This is a genomic window from Thermotalea metallivorans, from assembly GCF_001562415.1.
GTDB lineage: Bacteria > Bacillota > Clostridia > Peptostreptococcales > Thermotaleaceae > Thermotalea > Thermotalea metallivorans.
Map to the genome: position 1 here is coordinate 21,834 of NZ_LOEE01000076.1, position 16,503 is coordinate 38,336.

Annotated in this window: 13 protein-coding genes and 1 riboswitch; of the genes, 9 read left to right on the plus strand and 4 right to left on the minus strand. The window is 44.7% G+C overall.

From position 1 onward, the window contains the following. Window positions 1-5 precede the first annotated feature (5 nt). The 6 genes from purF to AN619_RS14465 all read left to right on the plus strand — a co-directional run bounded on the left by purF (window position 6) and on the right by AN619_RS14465 (window position 7,906). Window positions 6-1,418 (plus strand): amidophosphoribosyltransferase, encoded by a 1,413-nt coding sequence (purF, locus tag AN619_RS14440; RefSeq protein ID WP_242867417.1) that lies wholly within the window; start codon window positions 6-8, stop codon window positions 1,416-1,418. A gap of 11 nt (window positions 1,419-1,429) precedes the next feature. Further along, on the plus strand, window positions 1,430-2,473 hold the full coding sequence (gene purM, locus AN619_RS14445; RefSeq protein ID WP_068557975.1) for a phosphoribosylformylglycinamidine cyclo-ligase: 1,044 nt from the start codon (window positions 1,430-1,432) through the stop codon (window positions 2,471-2,473). Further along, a complete protein-coding gene (purN, locus tag AN619_RS14450; protein WP_068557976.1) occupies window positions 2,461-3,087 on the plus strand; it encodes a phosphoribosylglycinamide formyltransferase in 627 nt (208 codons plus the stop codon). Before purM ends, purN begins: the two co-directional genes overlap by 13 nt. Window positions 3,088-3,116: 29 nt before the next feature. Further along, window positions 3,117-4,658, plus strand: a complete 1,542-nt coding sequence (purH, locus tag AN619_RS14455; RefSeq protein ID WP_068557977.1) for a bifunctional phosphoribosylaminoimidazolecarboxamide formyltransferase/IMP cyclohydrolase — start codon at window positions 3,117-3,119, stop codon at window positions 4,656-4,658. A gap of 42 nt (window positions 4,659-4,700) precedes the next feature. Continuing rightward, the gene (purD, locus tag AN619_RS14460; RefSeq protein ID WP_068557978.1) at window positions 4,701-5,969 is read left to right on the plus strand and encodes a phosphoribosylamine--glycine ligase; all 1,269 of its coding nucleotides are present in this window, start codon (window positions 4,701-4,703) and stop codon (window positions 5,967-5,969) included. Between the two features lie 164 nt (window positions 5,970-6,133). Continuing rightward, the gene (locus AN619_RS14465) at window positions 6,134-7,906 is read left to right on the plus strand and encodes a M3 family oligoendopeptidase (RefSeq protein WP_068557979.1); all 1,773 of its coding nucleotides are present in this window, start codon (window positions 6,134-6,136) and stop codon (window positions 7,904-7,906) included. A gap of 55 nt (window positions 7,907-7,961) precedes the next feature. Here AN619_RS14465 and AN619_RS14470 read toward each other — a convergent pair whose 3' ends face one another. The 4 genes from AN619_RS14470 to AN619_RS14485 form a co-directional block, all read right to left on the minus strand. Beyond that, window positions 7,962-8,216, minus strand: a complete 255-nt coding sequence (locus AN619_RS14470) for a hypothetical protein (RefSeq protein WP_068557980.1) — start codon at window positions 8,214-8,216, stop codon at window positions 7,962-7,964. Window positions 8,217-8,435: 219 nt separating this feature from the next. Beyond that, on the minus strand, window positions 8,436-9,251 hold the full coding sequence (locus tag AN619_RS14475; RefSeq protein WP_068557981.1) for a MetQ/NlpA family ABC transporter substrate-binding protein: 816 nt from the start codon (window positions 9,249-9,251) through the stop codon (window positions 8,436-8,438). Between the two features lie 13 nt (window positions 9,252-9,264). After that, window positions 9,265-9,915 (minus strand): methionine ABC transporter permease, encoded by a 651-nt coding sequence (locus AN619_RS14480; protein WP_068557982.1) that lies wholly within the window; start codon window positions 9,913-9,915, stop codon window positions 9,265-9,267. Continuing rightward, window positions 9,908-10,903 carry a methionine ABC transporter ATP-binding protein gene (locus tag AN619_RS14485; RefSeq protein ID WP_068557983.1) on the minus strand — a complete coding sequence of 332 codons (996 nt, stop codon included), beginning with the start codon at window positions 10,901-10,903 and terminating at the stop codon, window positions 9,908-9,910. Before AN619_RS14485 ends, AN619_RS14480 begins: the two co-directional genes overlap by 8 nt. Before the next feature lie 230 nt (window positions 10,904-11,133). Next, window positions 11,134-11,241: riboswitch (SAM riboswitch) on the minus strand. Between the two features lie 208 nt (window positions 11,242-11,449). Here AN619_RS14485 and AN619_RS14490 point away from each other — a divergent pair. The 3 genes from AN619_RS14490 to ligA all read left to right on the plus strand — a co-directional run bounded on the left by AN619_RS14490 (window position 11,450) and on the right by ligA (window position 16,287). Then, complete coding sequence (locus tag AN619_RS14490; protein WP_068557984.1) at window positions 11,450-11,767, plus strand: YerC/YecD family TrpR-related protein; 318 nt, start codon at window positions 11,450-11,452, stop codon at window positions 11,765-11,767. A 243-nt stretch (window positions 11,768-12,010) separates the two neighbouring features. Next, window positions 12,011-14,203: a DNA helicase PcrA gene (gene pcrA / locus AN619_RS14495; protein ID WP_068557985.1), complete on the plus strand. Its 2,193-nt coding sequence runs from the start codon at window positions 12,011-12,013 to the stop codon at window positions 14,201-14,203. An 86-nt stretch (window positions 14,204-14,289) separates the two neighbouring features. Further along, the gene (gene ligA / locus AN619_RS14500; protein WP_068557986.1) at window positions 14,290-16,287 is read left to right on the plus strand and encodes an NAD-dependent DNA ligase LigA; all 1,998 of its coding nucleotides are present in this window, start codon (window positions 14,290-14,292) and stop codon (window positions 16,285-16,287) included. Window positions 16,288-16,503 lie beyond the last annotated feature (216 nt).

The following is a 16,503-nucleotide window of genomic DNA, read 5'->3' on the forward strand; positions in this document are numbered from 1 at the left end:
GAGCAGTGTATCCAATTCATTTTGATAAGTTAAAAGAAGAATGCGGGGTGATCGGTATTTGCAGCCCCGGTATGAAGAACATATCCCAGTTGGCCTATTTCGGTCTTCATGCCCTCCAGCACCGGGGGCAGGAGAGTGCAGGGATTGCAGTCAATCAAGATGGGAAAATTACCTATTATAAAGAGATGGGGTTGGTCCAGGAGGTATTTTCCGATACGGTGCTACAAAGGCTGCAGGGAGATATTGCCATTGGGCATGTGCGGTATTCCACCACAGGAGAAAGTTATGTCACCAATGCCCAACCCCTGGTTGTCCATTATAAAGGGGGCAGCATTGCTTTGGCACACAACGGCAATCTGGTCAATGCCCAGCAGATTCGAGAGGAATTGGAGGAGCATGGGGTTATCTTCCAAACCTCTATTGACAGTGAGGTCATAGCCAATCTGATTGCCCGGTATAATGCCATGCCCATGGAAGAAGCCATCCAAGAGGCATTAAAGAAAATCAGAGGGTCTTATGCTTTGGTTATTACCTGCAGGGACAAACTGATAGGGGTAAGGGACCCTAACGGATTGAGACCCCTGTGCATAGGAAAAATAGAAGGAGGATATGTGCTGTCTTCCGAAAGCTGTGCCTTTCATGTATTGAATGCAGAATTCATTCGAGATGTGGAAGCCGGAGAAATGGTGGTCATTGACGGAAATGACATAAGAAGCATTCCGTATGCACCTAATGGAAGAAAAGCCCTGTGTTCCTTTGAGTTTGTATATTTTGCAAGACCGGACAGCGTAATGGACGGAAGGAGTGTCTATATCAGCAGGAGAAATGCAGGCAGGATCCTGGCACAGGAACATCCCGTGGAGGCGGATATGGTGATTGCCGTGCCTGATTCCGGTACGGTGGCTGCCATAGGATATGCGGAAGAATCAAAAATCCCCTTTGGAGAAGGGCTGATGAAAAATAGGTATGTGGGAAGAACTTTTATCCAGCCGGACCAAAGAATGCGGGAGTTAAGTGTGCGGCTGAAATTGAATGTGCTCAAGGAGAATGTGAAAGGGAAAAGACTGGTGCTGATTGATGATTCCATTGTGAGAGGAACCACCAGCCGAAGGCTTGTGGATATGCTAAAGGCTGCGGGAGCCAAGGAAGTCCATGTAAGAGTCAGCTCTCCTCCCGTGAAGTTTTCCTGTTATTTCGGTATTGATACCCCCACGAGGAAAAATCTTGTGGGAGCACTCCATTCCGTGGAAGAAATCCGGCAGATGATCGGGGCAGACAGTCTGGGGTATTTAAGTATAGAAGGCTTGATGAAGTCTATTCATATGGACGGACAAGGTCTATGCAACGCTTGTTTTAGTGGAGATTACCCTATGGAAGTGCCAAAGGAAGGCAATAAGTTCCTATTTGAAAAAAGATAGAGGTGAAGCCAATGGAGAAAAAGTCGCTAACCTACAGGGATGCAGGCGTAGATGTGAACGAAGGGGCAAGGGCCGTAGCATTGATGAAGCAACATGTGAAAAAGACCTTTACCAAGCAGGTTTTGTGTGATTTGGGCGGCTTTGGAGGATTGTTTGAACTAGATTTGACAGGATATGAAAGACCTGTATTGGTCTCCGGTACGGACGGCGTGGGAACAAAACTAAAGATTGCCTTTCTCATGGATAAGCATGATACCGTGGGACAAGACTGTGTGGCCATGTGTGTCAATGATATCCTGTGTCAAGGTGCAAAGCCCCTATTTTTTTTAGATTATGTGGCTGCAGGGAAATTAAAGCCGGAAAAGATTGCAGACATTGTGAAAGGAATTGCTGATGGATGTCTTCAGGCGGGATGTGCCCTGATCGGTGGGGAGACGGCGGAGATGCCAGGCTTTTATGATGATGGAGAATATGACATGGCCGGTTTTGCCGTAGGCATCGTGGATAAGGATAAGATCATCGACGGCGCAAAGATAAAGGATGGAGATCTGTTGATCGGCCTGCCTTCCAGCGGGATTCACAGCAACGGATACTCTCTTGTGCGGAAACTGTTCTTTGATCGACTGAATATGACGGTGGATGCTTATCTGGAGGAACTGGGCTGTACTTTAGGGGAGGCATTGATTGCTCCTACCCGCATCTATGTGGACGTATGTATGAAAGTCATGGAAAAATATGAAATCAAAGGGATGGTTCATGTGACCGGAGGCGGCTTCTATGAAAACATCCCCAGAATGATACCCCAAGGCTTTGGTGTGGAGATTCAATTGGGAAGCTGGCCTGTTTTGCCCATATTTCAAATGATTCAAAAACTTGGGGATATTGAGGGAGATGAAATGTTTGCTACTTTTAATATGGGAATCGGCATGATCCTAGTGGTGACACCGGAGGATGGGGAGAAAATCATGGAAGATTTAAAATCCATGGGTGAAGCGGCCTATATCATCGGACATGTAGTTCGGGGCAAACATGGGGTGACCTTATGGGACAAATAAGCATGGCTGTTTTTATCTCCGGCGGCGGGACAAATCTGCAGGCAATGATTGATCATATAGAAAAGGGAGCCATTCCAGGAAAAATAGAGGTCGTGATTTCCAGCAGAGAGGATGCTTACGGACTGGTGAGAGCAAAAAAACACGGCATTGAAGGCATTTATATAGGAAAAAAGAATTATCCGGACTTGGAAGAAAGAGAAAATAAAATATTGGCTGTTTTGGAAGAAAAAAAAGTTGACTTGATTGTGCTGGCAGGATATATGAGTATCTTTGGGGAAAAACTGGTAGAGAAATATAGAAACAGGATTATCAATGTACACCCTGCTTTGATCCCCAGTTTCTGCGGCAAGGGATTTTATGGGGAGCGGATCCATCAGGCAGTATTGGATTATGGAGTCAAGGTAACCGGTGCTACGGTTCACTTTGTGGATGAAGGTACGGATACAGGTCCTGTGATCCTGCAGAAGGCTGTGGAGGTAAAGGATGAGGATACGGTCCAGACCCTGGCCAAGAGAGTGCTGGAAATAGAACATGAACTGCTGCCAAAGGCTATACAATTATTTGCTGAAGGTAAGCTGGTGATAGAGGGCAGAAAAGTGAGAATTATCCGTTAGATGTTTATAGGACAAAGGAGGTCTTCCCTTTGAAGAAGCGTGCGTTAATCAGTGTTTCAGACAAGACAGGGATTGTGGAATTTGCAGGAAAGCTGAAGGCTTTGGGGATTGAAATCATATCCACAGGGGGGACAGCGAAGACCCTGATGGAAAATGGAATTGATGTCATCTCCATTTTCCATATTACCGGTTTTCCCGAGTGTTTGGACGGAAGGATAAAAACCTTGCATCCGGCGGTCCACGGAGGACTATTGGCTATGCGGGATCATCCGGAACATATGAAGCAGATCGAGGCACTGAATATTCAACCCATCGACATGGTGGTAATTAATTTATATCCTTTCAAGGAAACCATTGCAAAGGAAGGAGTTGCCTTGGAAGAGGCCATTGAAAATATCGATATCGGCGGACCTGCCATGCTGCGGTCTGCTGCCAAAAATCACAAGGATGTGGTGGTGATTGTCAATCCCGGGGATTATGGCAAGGTCTTGGAGGAATTGACTGCTGCAGGAGAAGTATCCTATGATACAAAGTACAGGCTGGCCTTGAAGGTCTTTGAGCATACGGCCCATTATGATGCCATGATTGCCCAATATTTAAGGGAAAGAATCCATGGGGAGCTGCCCGATCTGCTGACCATGACCTTTGAAAAAGTTCAGGATCTGCGATATGGGGAGAATCCCCATCAAAAGGCAGTTTTTTATAAAGAAACAGGGAAGGTAGAAGGGTCTTTGGTGAACGCTATACAGCTCCATGGCAAAGAACTGTCCTTTAACAATATCAATGATGCGAACGGGGCTTTGGAGTTATTGAAGGAATACGAGGAACCGACGGTGGTAGCAGTAAAACATACCAACGCCTGTGGCGTAGGCAGCGGTTATGATATTTATGATGCTTATTTGAAGGCCTATGCTTGTGATCCCGTTTCTATTTTTGGCGGAATTGTGGCGGCCAATCGCAAGATTGACGAAAAAACGGCCCTGGAGATGAATAAAATCTTTTTAGAAATCATCATTGCACCGGATTTTGAGGAGGAGGCATTGGAAGTTTTAGCTTCCAAAAAAAATATCCGGCTCCTGAAGCTTCCGGACATCGAGAAAAAACAGCCTCCAAATGCCATGGATATAAAGAAAGTTCACGGAGGACTTTTAATCCAGGAGGTAGATTATGAATTGTTTGTGGAGGAAGATTTGAAAGTTGTAACGGATCGCATACCTACGAAAAAAGAGATGGAAGATATGCTCTTTGCCTGGAAGGTAGTGAAGCACATCAAATCCAATGGCATTGTGCTTGCCAAGGATAAGCAGACCTTGGGAATCGGTCCGGGTCAGGTGAATAGAATTTGGGCAGTGGAAAATGCCATTCGACAGGCCAACATCCAAGTCAAAGGAAGCGTATTGGCTTCCGATGCATTCTTCCCCTTCTCCGATTGTGTAGAGGCTGCGGCCAAGGCCGGTATTACGGCGATCATTCAGCCGGGCGGTTCTGTCAGGGATGAGGAGTCGATCGAGATGGCCAATCGGTATGGAATCACTATGGTATTTACAGGCATGAGGCATTTCAAACACTAGGGGAGTTTGTGGGAAATTCGTTGGAATCCGGGAGGTGAATCCATGAAAGTATTGATTATCGGCAGCGGTGGTCGTGAACATGCCATTGCGTGGAAGCTAGGCCAAAGCCCAAGGGTAGAAAAGCTTTATTGTGCTCCTGGCAATGCAGGGATCGCCGGCATAGCAGATATTGCAGACATCAAGGCTGAGGATATAGAAGCCCTATGCCGTTTTGCAAAGGAACAAAAGATTGATTTGACGGTGGTGGGACCGGAGGCTCCTTTGGTGGCAGGCATTGTGGATCGATTCGAGGAAGAAGGTCTGAAAATATTCGGCCCCAACAAGTTCTGTGGCCGGCTGGAAGGGAGCAAGGCCTTTGCAAAGGATTTTATGGTAAAGCATGGGATTCCCACAGGCCGATATGCGGAATTTACAAATTTGGAAGAGGCCAAAAAAGCTGTAGGCATGTACGGCTATCCTATGGTGATTAAGGCCGACGGACTGGCGGCAGGCAAGGGTGTGGTGATTGCGGCCAATCGGCAGGAAGCATTGGAAACCCTGGAAAGCATCATGGGGGAGAAGCGGTTTGGAGAAGCCGGCAGCCGAGTGGTCATCGAAGAATTTTTGACGGGCATTGAAACTTCTATTCTGTGTTTTGTAGATGGTGAGACCATTGTGCCCATGGCCAGCGCTCAAGATTATAAAAAGATTTTTGATGGGGATAAGGGGCCCAATACGGGAGGTATGGGAACCTACTCTCCGAGCTGTATTTATGACGAAACCATTGAAGAAGCCGTGAAAAACCAAGTTCTCTCGCCGATTATTAAGGGTTTTCAAAAAGACGGCTTTGATTACAAAGGGATTCTTTTTATCGGTTTAATGATTACGAAGGAAGGACCAAAGGTATTGGAATTCAATACAAGATTTGGAGACCCGGAAACCCAGGTGGTATTGACAAGATTGGAAACAGACCTTTTGGATATCATGGAAAGCATTTTGCAAAAGAAATTAAAGGAGCAGGAAATCAAGTGGAGCCAGAAGAAAACGGTATGTGTGATTATGGCATCCGGAGGCTATCCCGATGATTATGAAAAGGGAAAGGTGATTGAAGGATTGGATGCAGTGGATGAAGATGTGGTAGTATTCCATGGAGGAACAAAATTTGAAAAGGGAAAGATTGTAACCAATGGCGGCCGGGTGCTGGGGATAACGGCCTGGGGCGATACCACAGCGGAGGCAAGGGAAAAGGCCTATAGCAATGTGGCGAGAATTTCCTTTGATGGCATGTATTACAGAAAAGATATAGGGCTATTGGATGATTTTCGAAAATGAAAAGTTTTTTCCACGATGGGGCAGGATGAAAATCTTGCCTTTTTGATTTGGAACATTCTGTGTACCTATTGGAAAATCAAATTTTTTGATGAGGTTGTTTTTTATGAGATGGATATGATATATTAAATATAAAAAAAAATTTATATGTAGAAGGAGTGATCAAAATGGAGATGCGATGGAGTCTGGATGCATTGTACCCTTCTTTTGAATCGGAAGTTTTTCAAGAGGATTTGAAAAAATGTGATGAAGAAATCGAAAGCATGAAGAGATGGGCGGAGGAGAATCTAATCAGCAGTGACAGGACGGCAGAAAAAATGGAAACCTATATTCAGATGCAAAACCGGTTTTTTCACCTATTTACCCGTTTGTTGAGTTTCGGAGAATTGCGTCTTAGTGTAAATGCCAGGGATGAGAAGGCCCTGCAGATTGTAGAGCGTCTGGAATCAAAGGGAACAGAGCTGGCGAAGCCCATGGTGATGTTTCAAAAATGGATAAACAATATAGACAATTTGGACGAAGTGATTGCCTCTTCTAAGATTCTGGAGGAGCATCGATTCTATTTGGAAGAGATTAAGAAAAACAGCCGATATCTTTTAAGCGAAAAGGAAGAAATTCTCATTGCGAAAATGAAGAATACAGGGTCCAATGCTTGGTCAAAGCTGCAGGAACTGCTCACCTCCACTTTGCTGGTGGATATGACGGTAGATGGAGAGAAAAAGCGGCTGCCTTTGACTGTGGTGAGAAATATGGCCCATGATCCCAATCCTGATGTCAGAAGAACAGCCTATGAAGCGGAGTTGAAAGCCTATCCAAAGATTGAAGAATCCTCTGCTGCCGCCCTGAATGGAATCAAAGGAGAGGTTATTACTCTGGCACAAATGAGAGGATATGATTCGCCTTTAGAGGAGACCCTTATGAATTCTAGGATGGATCGGGAAACTTTGGAAGCCATGCTGACAGCCATCAGAGAAAGTCTGCCCGCCTTTCACCGGTATTATAAAAGAAAAGCTGCCCTTCTAGGGCACGACCGTGGTCTTCCTTTTTATGATTTGTTTGCTCCTATGGGCGGAGGAAAGATGCAACTTACATACCGGGAGGCCAAAGATTTCATTGTAGAAAACTTTAGAACTTTCAGTGAACGGCTGGCTAATTATGCCCATGGTGCCTTTGAAAAGGGCTGGATTGATGGGGAGCCCAGAGAGGGAAAGCGGGGAGGAGCCTTCTGCGCCAATCTTCATGCCATAGGGGAAAGCCGTATCTTATTGAATTTTACAGGTACTTTCCATGATGTGAAAACCCTGGCCCATGAGTTGGGACACGGATACCATGGGTACTGCCTGGTTGGGGAAACTTACTTGAACAGCCATTATCCTATGCCTATTGCGGAAACAGCTTCCATTTTTTGTGAGACGATTATTCAAAAGGCGGCCTTGAAAACGGCTTCGTTGGAGGAAGCCTTTGCCATTCTGGAGAGCAGTCTCATGGGGGCAGGACAGGTTATTGTGGATATCTACAGCAGATTTTTATTTGAAAGTGAATTATTCAGGCGACGGGAGGAAGGATCCCTATCGGTGAATGAATTGAAGGAAATGATGATCAAGGCCCAAAAAGAAGCTTATGGAGACGGGCTGGCTCACGATGTGCTGCATCCTTATATGTGGATCAACAAACCTCATTATTATGATGCATCCCATAATTATTACAATTTCCCCTATGCTTTCGGACTGCTGTTTGCAAAAGGATTATACGCGGAATATTTGAAACGAGGAGAAAGCTTCGTGCAGGAGTACGATCGATTGCTTTCCGTCACTGGCAAGAAGACGATTGCCGATGTGGCGGCAATGATGGGGATAGATATTCACAGCATTGATTTTTGGAGATCTTCCTTGAAATTGATTGAAGAAGAAATTGATAATTTCATATCTTTAAAGCCATAACATTAGAAAGCTAAAGGGATGGGATTGAAACCATCACTTTAGCTGTGAAAGGGGATTAGCGAAGGGCCGTATTCTTTTTGCTTTGAGGACTGGCAGGAATGCCTTCGATTCCCAATTTCTCTGTAAATTCCGTTGTGTCCTCATAAAATCTTAAACTGTCGATGCAATCCACGTCCCTTTGCATGCGGTCAGGCATTACATAAGCATTTTGCCTCTTTTCCATAATGGGAAAATCTTTGGCATTGTAGGTACCGTCAATGAGATTCTGGGCTTCATTGGCACCAAAATATCGATCTTTTTTATCAGCCATATGGCTCACACTCCTTCTTTCATTATTATTATTTATTATTACTCTGAAGGAGAAAGATATATGTAAGGCAAAAATTAACTTTTGCTTGCTATGCCTATTCATAATGAACTTTAAAGGATAAATTTTCTTGTTGACTAGAGTTTGTCAGCGCCCATGGCAGCTAGCATTTAGAACCTATTTCCTATGGGCTTTTAGCCATTGGCCAGCATACCTATATATTTAAAAAGCAGGGACGACGGCACCTTTATATTTTTCTTCAATAAATTGTTTTACTTCCGGAGATTGCAAGGCTCCTACCAATTTTTTTATGGTTTCCTTATCTTGATCTTCCGGACGGACGGCTACAATATTGGCATAGGGAGATTCGCTGCCCTCAATGATCAAGGAGTCCTTTACAGGATTTAAACCGGCTTGCAGGGCATAGTTGGTATTGATGACGGAAGCATCCGTATCTTCTAAAGTTCTTGGAAGCTGTGCCGCATCAATGGGTTTAAAGACCAGTTTTTTTGGATTTTCTTCAATATCCTTTTCAGTTGCTTCGAGACCTGCATCTTTCTTGAGCTTGATAATGCCCTTGGCATCCAGTAGGATGAAAGCCCGGCCTTCGTTGGTAGGGTCATTGGGGATAGCGATGACAGCCCCATTTTTCAAATCATGGATGGTTTTGATTTTCTTAGAGTATAAGCCTAAAGGCTCTACATGGATTTTTCCGACGCTGATCATCTGGATCCCCCGTTCTCTGGAAAATGCCTCCATGTAGGGAACATGTTGAAAAAAGTTGGCATCGATTTCTTTGCTTTCCAAGGCCAGGTTGGGATTTACATAATCGGTAAATTCTACAATCTCTAGTTGAATGCCTTGCTCCTGCAATTTTGGCTTGATAAACTCAAGGATTTCTCCATGGGGGACAGGGGTTGCACCGACTTTCAAGACAGTTGCCCCCTTGCTCTTTGAAGCAGACGGGGCAGTGCAGCCGCTGAACAGCAGGGACAGAATGACAAAGCCGATGATAGATACAAAAATGTTTTTTTTCATGATGCTCGACCTCCTATTTTCTATTGAGAATTTGTGCAGCTCTATTGCCGCAGTATTGAATGATTTGTACAAGCAAAATTAAAACCAATACGGTAGCAAGCATCACTTCTGTCTGAAAACGGTGATACCCGTACCGGACGGCCAGGTCTCCCAATCCACCTCCTCCCACGACACCGGCCATGGCTGAATAGCCAAGGATATTGATGGTTGTTATTGTGATTCCTAAGACCAAAGAAGGCATGGCCTCGGGAATTAATACCTTTGTGATCATCTGCAGGGGTGTGGCTCCCATGGCAATGGAAGCCTCAACAACTCCCCAATCTACTTCTCTGAGGGCTGTTTCTACAACCCTAGCAAAGAAGGGCGTTGCGGCTATCACCAGGGGGACAATGGCTGCGGTAGTGCCAATGGTAGTTCCTACAATCCACCGGGTGAAGGGAATGATAAAAATCATCAAGATAATAAAGGGCAAGGATCGGGTCATGTTGACCATATAAGAGAGTATGCTGTGAATGAAAGAATTGGGCAAGATGTGGTCCTTATCCGTTACTACCAGAATGACACCCAGGGGCAAGCCCAGGAGTACAGTGAAAATCATGGAAACCAATACCATATACAATGTTTCTCCCAGGGAAGGGAGAAGAAGTACAATGAAATCATTCATGATGAACTACCTCCACTTTCACATGATTTTTTTCTAAATAATCGATGATTTGCATCCATTGGGGAGAATCGGCGTCCACTTCAACTGTCAGCTTGCCGATGGGTTTTTCCTGAATCCATTCGATCCTGCCCGACAGTATATTTACTTCCACGTCAAAATGCTTGATGAGTCTTGCAATGATCGGTTCTCCCGCACTTCCCTCCGTAAAGGACAGGTTGAGGATTTTGCCGTTTTGCAGATGATTCGGCAAATGATGAATCTGATCTACAAAATGTTTTGTGATGCCGTGGCCGGGTTTTGAGAAAACATCAATGGTTCTCCCCTGTTCGATGACCCTGCCGTTTTCCAATATGGCCACATGGCTGCAAATTTCTTTAATCACGTCCATCTCGTGGGTGATGACAAGAATGGTTAGGCCCAAGGATTGGTGAATCTTTTTTAACAGTGCTAAAATTTGCTTTGTTGTTTTTGGATCCAAAGCCGATGTAGCCTCGTCACAGAGCAATACATCGGGATCTGATACCAAAGCCCTGGCAATGCCCACCCTCTGTTTCTGGCCACCGCTTAACTGGGAGGGATACACATGGGCTTTGTCTGTCAAATCCACCAGTTTTAAAAGCTCGGTTACTTTTTCCCGGGCCACTTTTTCCGGAGTCTTATTCAATCGAAGGGGAAAGGCAATATTCTCAAATACCGTTTTGGTGCTCAGTAAATTAAAGTTTTGAAAAATCATGCCAATTTTCTTCCGAACTTTTCGCAGCTCATCAGGAGAAAGGCTGGTTAAGGGGATATCGCGAAGCCAGATTTCACCCTTTGTAGGTTCTTCAATCCGATTGATGCATCGAATCAGGGAAGATTTTCCCGCGCCGCTGAGGCCAATAATGCCATAGATGGACCCCTGTTCAATGGACAGGTTGATATCTTCCAGGGCAACGACCTTGCTTTTTTCTTGATGGTAAATCTTTGACAAATGACGAATATTAATCATAACTTCACTCCTTTATAACTGTATGGTGATAAAACATAAAAGCAATAAAAATACACACCTACGAAAACATGGATGTCCTAGGGTTTGGATTGATATAAACAATAGAACTTGGGGTACATCCTTAGGGATCAAATGCTGTTGCAATGGACCAGGAAAATGGCAAAAGGATGATTTCCTGTGCATGAAAAAAGCCTCTTTCACAGAGAAAGAGGCATAGAATCATTGCTTCTCTCTCATCTGTCGGTACAATCGTACCGCAGGAATTGGCACCGATGCTTTATGATAAAGCCGGTTGCCGGGTTTCATAGGGCCAGTCCCTCCACCTCTCTGGATAAGAGATATCCATCGTATTCAATTGTCGTGAATAGTGAAATTAATGTTAAGTATAAAGCTTTTTTTCATCATTGTCAATATACTTTTTTTAATTTTATTCATGATGGCAAAAGGATATAATAGATAAATATAGAATATAACATGCAAAAGAACAATCTGCTACCGGAGAGAACAGTTGTTTTCAATGGAGGCAAGAAGATTTGAGGTGATCCGATGACCTATCATTCCAAGTTAAAGTGTGAATTTGTGGACGAGCTCTTCGAAGCCATATTGCTGCTGGAAAATACAGAAGAATGTTATCGTTTTTTTGAAGATATCTGTACGATCAAAGAAATTCAAGCCATGGCCCAGCGCTTGAAAGTGGCAAAACTTCTGCGACAGAATAAAACCTATCATGAAATTGAGGAAAAAACAGGTGCCAGCACAGCAACCATCAGCAGGATTAACCGATTTTTACAATACGGTGCCGATGGTTATAACCTCATATTGGACAGGCTGGAAGAAAAACATCAAAAAGGGGAAGGAAAGTAGATTTATTTTTCAATCTATATAAGATAAGGAATGGCATAGGCGTTGATAGGTGAAACGATAGGGTTTCATCTATTTTACTTTCAAAGGCAAATAGAACAAAATTTGCCGCAATCTGCTGCAGGAGAAGGGGTGTCTAAAGGAAAAAAATGAACATACGTTCTAAAAATTCTGCCATATGGTTGTATTTACCGGAAAAATCCTTTAAGATAGTTATAGGACAAAGGAAAAGAAAGGAGAAATCCAATGGATTTAGCAAATCTCAATGAAAGGCAGCGGGCAGCCGTTGAAAAAACGGAGGGGCCCCTATTGATTTTAGCCGGAGCAGGATCGGGGAAGACGAGGGTACTGACCCATAGAATTGCCCATTTGATAGAAAATTTAGGCGTATATCCGGGAAACATTCTAGCCATTACTTTTACCAATAAAGCAGCCAAAGAGATGAAGGACAGGGTGGAGGATCTTTTGGGACGAACCACCGATATCTGGGTGAGTACCTTCCATTCCGCCTGTGTGAGAATATTGCGAAGGGATATTGAGAAACTAGGATATACAAGGGATTTTGTCATTTATGATACATCGGACCAGCAAACCCTGATCAAGGATTGCTTAAAAGAATTGAACATGAAGGAAGACCTATATCCTGTATCCATGGTCCAGGGAAAGATCGGCAGTGCCAAAGATCGGCTGCTGTCGCCCCAGAAATGGATGCAGGAACATATGGGAGATTTTCAGATGGCCGCAATCGGTCAGATCTACGGGTTGTATCAAAAGAAGCTGAAAAGCAGCAATGCTTTGGATTTTGATGACTTAATCTTCAAGACCGTGGAGCTGTTCATGGGCTATCCGGAAGTGCTTCAGTACTATCAGAACAAGTTTCGATATATCATGGTGGATGAATACCAGGATACCAATCAGGCCCAGTACAAGCTGGTGAGTTTGCTGGCAAAGACACATCAAAATCTTTGCGTTGTAGGGGATGATGATCAGTCCATTTACAGTTGGAGGGGAGCTGACATTCGCAATATCCTTAGCTTTGAGGATGATTTTCCAAATGCTTTGGTAATCAAGCTGGAGCAGAATTATCGTTCTACCCGGAAGATACTGGAGGCGGCTAACTGTGTGATCCGAAACAATGTGGGCAGGAAGAAAAAGATTCTCTGGACCTCCAACAGGGAGGGGGACCTCATCCGCTACTACCGTGCCATGAACGAACACGATGAAGCCCGGTTCATTGTAGAGCAGATTCAATCCATGGCAGAAAGGGAAGGGAGAAACTACAGGGAATTTGCCGTACTCTACAGAACCAATGCCCAGTCCCGGGTGATCGAAGAAATGCTTTTAAAGGCCAATATTCCCTATAGAATCTTTGGAGGGCTAAAATTCTATGCACGCAAAGAAATCAAAGATATCATTGCTTATCTCCGCCTCATTCAAAATCCTGCCGATGACATCAGTATAAAAAGGGTAATCAATGTGCCCAAGAGAGGCATTGGGGACAAGACGATGGAAAGGATAGCGGAATATGCAGGCAAGACGGGCAAAAGCCTGTTTCAGGCACTATTGGAATTGGACGGAATCCACGATTTTTCCAAAAAGGTGCAAAGAGGCATTGAAGATTTTGTTTCACTCATTGATGGATATTATAAACAAAAGGATCAAATGGGCGTAGTGGAATTGATTACCCGGGTGCTGGAGGATTCCGGCTATATGGATGAACTGCAAAAGGAAGATACTTTGGAGGCCAGAACAAGAATCGAAAATCTTCAGGAATTTATTTCCGTAGCCATGGAGTTTGAACGAAACAGCGAGATCAACAGCTTAGAAGAATTTTTAGCCAATATTTCTCTCATGTCTGATATGGATGACATGGATGGGGAAGAAAATACAGTGACATTAATGACCCTTCACAGCGCAAAGGGATTGGAGTTTCCTGTAGTGTTCCTTGCCGGCATGGAGGAAGGAATATTTCCCATATCCAGGGCGTTGCATGACGAGGGAGCCCTGGAAGAGGAGAGAAGGCTTTGCTATGTGGGGATTACCAGGGCCCGGGAATGTCTGTTTATCACCCATGCCATGATCAGAACTTTATACGGACGTACGAATTATAACCCCATGTCCAGATTTATCGAAGAAATTGCCGATGATTTGCTGGATATGGATAGAAAAGAGCTGGAGAGGAAAGAAAAGGAAACTTTGACTCCGGCGCCGGGTATTTACCGTGGCATCAGTATGGGAGACCCGCCAAAACCAAAGCAGCATGGGGGCGATGGAGAATTTAAGCCGGGCAGTAAGGTGAAGCATGACAAATTCGGCATAGGAACTGTGATTGCGGTCAAAGGAAGCGGTGAAAAGGCAGAACTTACCATTGCCTTTGATCGTGCAGGGATTAAGAAGTTGGCACTAGGATATGCACCGATACAATTGATAAATGAGTAGGTCATACTGGCTATTGGCTTTTAACGGCCAACTGCCAATGGTCAACAGTGAATGATGCAATGGGCAGCAAAAGAAGGAGGATGGCTATGGATCAAAAAGAAGCCCTTGAAAAAATAAAGGATCTGAGGGAGAAGATTCACTATCATGACTATCGGTATTATGTATTGGACTCCCCTGAAATTACGGATTATGAATATGATCAGATGATGAATGAATTGATTGCTCTGGAAAATCAGTTTCCAGAGATGGTTACCCCTGATTCGCCGACGCAGCGGGTAGGAGGAGCACCCCTTTCAGTCTTTCAGCAGGTAGTGCATCGGGTGCCCATGTTAAGTCTCGACAACGCCTATGATGAGGGCGATTTGCGGGAGTTCGACAGGCGCATCAGGAAGGCTGTGGGAGAAAAAGTAGAATATGTTGTCGAACTGAAAATCGACGGCCTTTCCGTAGCTTTACGATATGATGAAGGCAAATTTGTGCAAGGGGCGACCCGGGGCGACGGATTTGTGGGGGAGGATATTACACAAAACCTGCGAACCATCAAGTCAATACCTTTGCGACTAAAGGAAGAAATAAATTTGGAAGTTCGTGGCGAAGTATATATTTCCCGGGAAAAATTTGCGGAATTAAATCAAAAGCAGGAAGAAAAGGGGGAGACGGCATTCGCCAATCCTCGCAATGCAGCGGCAGGATCATTGAGGCAGCTGGATCCTAGGATTACGGCCCAAAGACCTTTGGATATTTTTATTTTCAATATACAGACCATAGAAAACAAAGCTTTTCGAACACATACAGAGGGATTGAACTATCTAAAAAGTTTAGGATTTAAAACTTCTATATACGAGGTTTTCAGTGATATCGAAGGGGTGCTCGGCTTATGTGAGAGGTGGGCCAACAAGAGAAAGGAACTGCCCTTTGACATAGACGGGCTGGTCATCAAAGTAAATGATCTTCAGCAGAGGGAAATTCTCGGCACCAGATCGAAAAGTCCCCGTTGGGCGATTGCATATAAATTCCCGGCAGAACAACAGAAGACCGCTGTCAAGGATATTATTGTCCAGGTGGGAAGGACAGGAGCTTTAACGCCTACGGCCATCTTGGAGCCCGTCAGAGTGGCAGGCTCCGTGGTCAGCAGGGCCACACTGCATAATGAAGACTACATCCGGCAAAAAGATATCCGCATTGGAGATAAAGTATGGATTCAGAAGGCAGGAGATGTGATTCCTGAAGTGGTAAGCGTCATTTTCCACGAGAGAACGGGAGAGGAGAAGGTTTTTGAAATGCCCCGTGTATGTCCTTCCTGCGGCCATGAAACGGTACGGCTTCATGGAGAGGCTGTAACCCGGTGCATGAATGCCGCCTGCCCTGATCAGCTGCGGAGGGGGATCATCCACTTTGTTTCCAGAAATGCCATGGATATTGAAGGACTGGGAGAGTCTATTGTAGGTTTGCTCCTGGATAAAGGATTAATTAAAGATGTGGCTGATTTATACTATTTGAGGAAGGAGGACTTGATTCCCCTAGAAAGAATGGGGGAAAAATCTGCCAAAAATCTGATCCATGCCATTGAGAAGTCTAAAAATAATGATTTGGATCGGGTTATTTTTGGTTTGGGAATTAAGTTGGTAGGAGAGAGGGCAGCAAGACTTCTGGCCGATGCCTTTGGCTCTATGGATAGGCTGATGAAGGCTAGCTATGAAGAAATTATTGCTGTTCCTGAGATCGGAGACAAAATGGCCCAAAGTATCGTTGCTTTTTTTCAAGAGGAGAGCAATGGGAGGGTCATTGAGAAGCTAAAGGCGGCAGGCGTCAACATGGAAGCCCGAAGGAAAGCCGATACATCCATGGAAAGGAAATTGGAAGGCCTTATTTTCGTTCTCACAGGAACATTGGAAAAGTATACAAGGAATGAAGCCAAGGAAATGATTGAGCGGCTGGGAGGAAAGGTTTCCGGCAGCGTCAGCAAGAAAACGGATTATGTTCTGGCAGGGACTGAAGCAGGGTCGAAGCTGGACAAGGCCCAGGAGTTAGGCATCCGGGTCATTGATGAGGAAACCTTTGAGAAGATGATGGAAAGCAACTAAAAAGCATATGGGGATTGAAAGAGACGTGTCCATAGCAATCAAGGAGAGTGATGAGGAGGCCAATCTGGAAAGATTGGCCTTTTGATCACGTGCGCCCGGCATGGGCAGTAACTTGGCGGTGAAAGTCCGCTATGGGCTTGGCAGTGGGAACCATTAGCCAAAGGCAAGGGTGTCCATCGTGAGGTGGAATCTGAAGGAAGCCGGAGGCAAAGTCCC